General features: G+C 66.5%; 1 pseudogene. It reads left to right on the top strand.

From position 1 onward, the window contains the following. Positions 1-60 precede the first annotated feature (60 nt). Positions 61-278: pseudogene (locus SB764_RS39630) on the top strand (ABC transporter permease); the annotation flags it as partial.

Raw genomic sequence — 278 nt, 5'->3', positions numbered from 1 at the left:
GCGAAACGGTGGGCGTGCACTGGTCCGACGACGCCGTGCGTATCCTCGCGGAGACCGCACATGGCTGATTCCTCGCATTCCCCACTCCCGGCGCCGGTTCGGGCTGCGCCACGGTCGAACGCTGAGCGGGCCAACGCCGCGCCATGGCTGCTCGCCGGTCCCGCCTTGTTGCTGTTCTGTGGACTGCTGCTCGTGCCGTTGCTTTTGACGGCCGTGCTGTCCTTCCACGCATTCGACGGTACCCAGGGCGTGTTGCCGAGCTTCACGCTGTCGAACTA

The sequence above is a fragment of the Paraburkholderia sp. SIMBA_027 genome, assembly GCF_046535315.1.
GTDB lineage: Bacteria > Pseudomonadota > Gammaproteobacteria > Burkholderiales > Burkholderiaceae > Paraburkholderia > Paraburkholderia tropica.
The sequence above is the reverse complement of the archived record's forward strand: the minus strand, read 5'-3'. Positions and strand labels throughout refer to the sequence as shown.